Consider the following 4,740-nt stretch of genomic DNA (forward strand, 5'->3'; position numbering starts at 1 on the left):
CAGCAGCTACGGCTATGAGGGCCCGGCTTATTTCGCGCCGGTGGGAGAGGCGTTTCGCGAAATCCCGACCTTCGGTCGCTCGAATGCCTTTTCGATCATTGGCGACGAGGCGCGCGCGGTGCGCGACCGTGTCGGCGTCGTCGACATCTCGTCGGGGTCGAAATATCTCGTCCACGGCCCCGAAGCCGAGGCGTTCCTGCGCAGGGTGATCGCCTCGCCGCTGCCCGCGCCCGGTCGCTCGGTGTCGGCGCTGATGCTGGCGGCGACGGGGAAGATGCTCGGCGACGTGACCGTCACGCGGCTGGCGGACGGCCGCTGGCTGCTAACGGCTGCGGTCTACATGCAGGCGATCTACCTGCGCTGGTTCGGGCAGCATGCCGCCGGGCTGGCGGTGACGATCGAAAACGTGTCCGAACAATTTGGCGCGCTGTCCGTGATCGGCCCGAACGCGCCCGCCGTGATCGATGCGCTGACCAGCCGTTACCGGATCGGCAGCACGCTGGCCGCCGGCGCGACGGCGGACGCGGCGGTGGGGTATGCGCCGTGCCATGTGATCGCGTCGGGCACGACCGGCGAGGCGGGGTTCGAGCTCTACACCCCCGCCGCCTACCTTTACGGCCTGTATGAGCAGGTGCTGGCGGCGGGCGCGGCGTTCGGCATCCGCGACGTGGGCATCCGCGCGCTCGGCAGCCTAGCGATGGAGCACGCGCCCGGCGCGACGCTGCGCGAGATCTCGCAGGATCATACCGTGGCGGAATGCGGCTACGACCATCTGCTGGACAGGGGGCGCGACGATTATATCGGCCGCGCCGGCGCGCTCGCCTCGCTCGCGGAGACGCCGCGCTACCGGCTCGTGGGCCTGCGCGTCGAGACGAAGACCGCCGATCCGGTCGGCGAGGAGCCGGTGTGGCTGGGCGATAGCTATGTCGGCTACACCAGCTCGGGCGCCTATGGGCACACCGTCGGCTACGCGCTGGCGATGGCGTTCCTCGACGCGGCCGGTCTGGCCGATGGCGCGGCGCTGGAGGTGACGCTACTCGGCGAGCGCTGCCCGGCGCGGGTGGTGGCCATCCCGTTCCCGAAGGATGGGGCCTGACTGGTTGGGAGCACGAGGGCGATTGCATGACCCTAGGAACCGCGGGCGGACGCTGCTGACGCCCGGTTGTTACACCCTCAAGGCGCAGAGAAGCGGGGCGGCCTTTTGGTGTCACAACCGACTGTTTTGACATGGCAACGTTTTTGCCGACCATTCCCGACCTTAACCCATATCACTGTATTATAAGAGTAAAGTCGCTTAAGAGCGAGTTATCGCGGGCTCGTTTTCAGGCCCCCTCGACTGAGAGTCATCGCGCTCCCGCCTGCAAACGGGAGTGCTGTACATGCTCGTACCCCTTCATCTACGAAGCGGAACCGAAGATACTTTCGGTGATGAGCTGGTCGCTTATGCCGACGAAAAGGCCTTGTCGGCCGGGATGCTTACCGGCGCGCGCGATCTCATGTGCCACGATACGATCGGTGGTCACCTCGATCCAACGCTGCGGATCGACGCCGAGGATACCGCAGGCGCCATCGTCCAGACACTGCGGTTCGAGGACCGGTTGACGATCGCGCGCCGCCAGGTGAACGTATGACGCTCCTTCTCCTGGTGGATGACGAGGCCCTGATCCTTCACCTGGTGAACGACGCCTTGGAGGACGGGGGCTTCTCCACTTTTCAGGCCATGACGGGAGCCGAGGCGATCGAGGCTCTCAACGATCCCCAGCACGAGTTCGCGGGCCTCATCACCGATGTGAACATCGGCGACGGGGTGACGGGCTGGGACGTTGCTCGCGTCGCCCGCCATCGAAGCGCAGAGATGCCCGTCGTGTACATGACGGGTGACAGCGCGCATGATTGGTCTGCCGAAGGCGTTCCGAACAGCCTGCTCGTTCAAAAACCGTTCGCCGTCGCTCAAATCACGACGGCCATTTCGCAGCTCATCACCGAGGCGGCAACGCGGCATGCTTCGACGGGCGGACCGGACCCGTTCTCGCCCGCTGCCAATTAGCTGGAGCCAAAGCGGACCGGCACCTCACCGTGACAGGCGCACGTCCGTCTGATCGATGAGTAGCTCTGGTCAGAGCGGCAACGTACACCGCTGCCATGCTCCTCGCGCTCCCCGCCGCGATGATGATCGCGTCCGGCTCGATCCACGCGGTCGTCAACGCGATCGTGAAGGGGCCGCGGTCCGCGCCGGGCGGCGATGCGGTGGGTGCGCGGATGACGGCGCGGGCGTCGACCGACGGGGCCAGCGCGGTCATCCTGCTGCCCGCGACGCTGGCCGTGTCCCTCCCCGACGGCGCCTGGGGATGGCTGCTGGCGAGCGCGGCAGTGCATGTCGTCTATCTCTACGCGATGGTGCGCGCCTATGCCGCCGCCGACTTCTCGGCCGCCTATCCGGTGATGCGGGGCGCGGCGCCGCTGCTCGCCGCCGCGGTCAGCGTCGGGCTGTTCGGGGAACGCGTCTCGACGGCCGGCCTGGTGGGGATCGCGCTGGTCGGCACGGCGATCTTCCTGCTCGTCGCGGGGCGCCATCTCGGCCGCGCCGCGCTCGGCTGGGCGCTGACGACGGGCAGCATGACCGCGCTCTACACCGTCGCCGACGCACATGGCGTCCGCGCCGCGCCGTCGACGGCGAGCTACATCGTCTGGGATTTCGTGCTGATCGGGAGCGAGAGCGTGGCGCTGTTCGCGCTGCTGACCCGCGGCCGCGTGTTCCGCGATCTCGCCGCGCAATGGCGGCCGGGCGCGATCGCGGGCGGGCTGTCGATCGTCACCTACGGCCTGGCGCTCGCGGCGCTGGCGCTCGGACCGACCGCGCCGCTGGCCGCGCTGCGCGAGACCGGCATGGTGACCGCGCTCGTCATCGCCGCCGTCTTCCTGCACGAGGCGGTGACGCCGCGCCGCGCGCTCGCGGTCGGCGGCATCGTCGCCGGGGCGGCGCTCATCCTGGCGGGCTAGGCGGGGCCGTCAGTGCGCGGGCGGCGCCGGCTCCAGCGCGATCTCGAACAGCGCCGGCCACAGCTTGCCCGTCACGAACAGCCGCCGCCCCTTCGCATCCCAGGCGATGCCGTTCGCCACCGCCTCCGGGTCGCTCACCGTAACCTGCGCGACGATCGGGCGCAGGTCGACGATCGCGGTGACGCGCCCGCTCGCCGGATCGATGCGGAGCAGAAAGGGCGTATGCCAGACGTTGGCGAGCACCGCGCCGTCCACCGCCTCCAGCTCGTTGACCTGGTTCACGGGCCTGCCGTTCAGCGTCACCGACACCGTCCGCTTCACCGCCAGCGTCGCGGGATCGAGGAAGCGCAGCGTCGGCGTGCCGTCCGAATGGATCAGCTGAGCGCCGTCGCTGGTCAGCCCCCAGCCCTCGCCGACGAAATGGCCGCCGCCGACCGGCTTCAGCGTCCGGATGTCCCAGCGGTGGGCGACGCCGCCGTGCCAGGTGAGGCTGACGAGCTGGCCGCCCCAGGCTGCGAGCCCCTCGCCGAACTCGCTCGCCGGGATGCGCGCGCGCGCCGTCACCTGGCCGTCGGCGAGCCGCACGCGCCGCACCTCGGAGCGCCCCTCCAGCCCGATCGATTCGTAAAGCGCGCCCGCGTGCCACAGCAGGCCCTCGGTGAAGGCCTGCGGATCGTGCGGATAGCGATGGACCACCCGCGCCACGAGGATGGGGACGGCGGGCGACGCGGTCTGCGACGCGACCGGCGCGGCGAGCAGGAGGAGGGGGGCGAAGGCGAGAAGGCGGGTCACGACCGACGCCTTACGCGCGCACCCGACGCTCCACCATCCCGTCACCCTGATCTTGGCTACGATCCTGGCGCGTCCCCAGGCGTCCGGCGGAGCGTGGCAGCGTTACCGTCATGCCGGCCTTGTGCGGCATCCACCGTCGCGCCATCATGCCGTCGCGAACGAAGTATCGCGACGGTGGCCAGGCTGACCCTGGCAGAACCCCAGTCCGCATGGCAGCCACGACGAAACGGCCCGCCGAGCTTGCGCCAGGCGGGCCGTCGTAACCGCGTTGGGTTCTGCGCCCGGCCTAGCTGCCCTGCTGCAGGTTCACCGCCGCGTATTTGCCGCGCCGGTCGACCTCCAGCTCGAACTGGAGCCGGTCGCCTTCGTTGAGCGAGCTCATGCCGGCGCGCTCGACGGCGGAGATGTGGACGAACGCGTCGGGCTGGCCGTCATCGCGCTGGATGAAGCCGAAGCCCTTCATGGCGTTGAAGAACTTGACTGTGCCGGTCGCCTTCTCGCCGGTCAGCTGGCGCTGTGGGGCGCCGCCCCGCTCGCCGCCGAACCCACCGCCGGCGCCGCCACCGCCACCGCCACCGGGGCGCGGACCGCGATCGCCACCGCCGAAACCGCCACCGGCGCCGCCTTCACGCGGCTCGCGCGGCGCGCGTTCGGTGACGGGCATCGGCTCGCCGTCGATCTTGAGTTCGGTGGCCGAGATGCGGCCGCCGCGATCCACCAGCGTGAAGCCGAGCGGCTGCCCTTCGGCCAGCGCCGTCAGACCTGCCTGCTCCACCGCGGAGATGTGGACGAACACATCCTCGGCGCCGTCGTCGCGCACGATGAAGCCGAAGCCCTTCTGCCCGTTGAAGAACTTGACGACGCCCGTGCCTTCGCCGACGACCTGGGGAGGCATCCGCCCGCCACTACCGCCGCCGCCACCGAAGCCGCCGCCACCACCGCCGCCGC

At 70.0% G+C, this 4,740-nt stretch carries 6 protein-coding genes; 4 read left to right on the forward strand and 2 right to left on the reverse strand.

Annotated features, from left to right (window positions below; all coding sequences use genetic code 11):
• From ACFE64_RS15085 to ACFE64_RS15100, 4 genes are all read left to right on the forward strand, one after another.
• Window positions 1-1,096: aminomethyltransferase family protein (locus ACFE64_RS15085; protein ID WP_375393276.1), on the forward strand; the 1,096-nt coding region annotated here is incomplete at its 5' end.
• Between the two features lie 283 nt (window positions 1,097-1,379).
• Window positions 1,380-1,631 (forward strand): hypothetical protein, encoded by a 252-nt coding sequence (locus tag ACFE64_RS15090; RefSeq protein ID WP_375393277.1) that lies wholly within the window; start codon window positions 1,380-1,382, stop codon window positions 1,629-1,631.
• A complete protein-coding gene (locus ACFE64_RS15095) occupies window positions 1,628-2,047 on the forward strand; it encodes a response regulator (protein ID WP_375393278.1) in 420 nt (139 codons plus the stop codon). The genes ACFE64_RS15090 and ACFE64_RS15095 overlap by 4 nt, the downstream gene beginning before the upstream one ends.
• Before the next feature lie 95 nt (window positions 2,048-2,142).
• On the forward strand, window positions 2,143-3,000 hold the full coding sequence (locus ACFE64_RS15100; protein ID WP_375393279.1) for a hypothetical protein: 858 nt from the start codon (window positions 2,143-2,145) through the stop codon (window positions 2,998-3,000).
• A gap of 9 nt (window positions 3,001-3,009) precedes the next feature.
• Here ACFE64_RS15100 and ACFE64_RS15105 read toward each other — a convergent pair whose 3' ends face one another.
• On the reverse strand, window positions 3,010-3,792 hold the full coding sequence (locus tag ACFE64_RS15105; RefSeq protein ID WP_375393280.1) for a glutaminyl-peptide cyclotransferase: 783 nt from the start codon (window positions 3,790-3,792) through the stop codon (window positions 3,010-3,012).
• A 286-nt stretch (window positions 3,793-4,078) separates the two neighbouring features.
• Window positions 4,079-4,740, reverse strand: a 662-nt coding sequence (locus ACFE64_RS15110) for a cold-shock protein (RefSeq protein WP_375393281.1), incomplete at its 5' end; no start/stop codon positions are given.

The organism is uncultured Sphingomonas sp. (assembly GCF_964250165.1).
In the GTDB taxonomy this organism is placed as follows: Bacteria; Pseudomonadota; Alphaproteobacteria; order Sphingomonadales; family Sphingomonadaceae; genus Sphingomonas.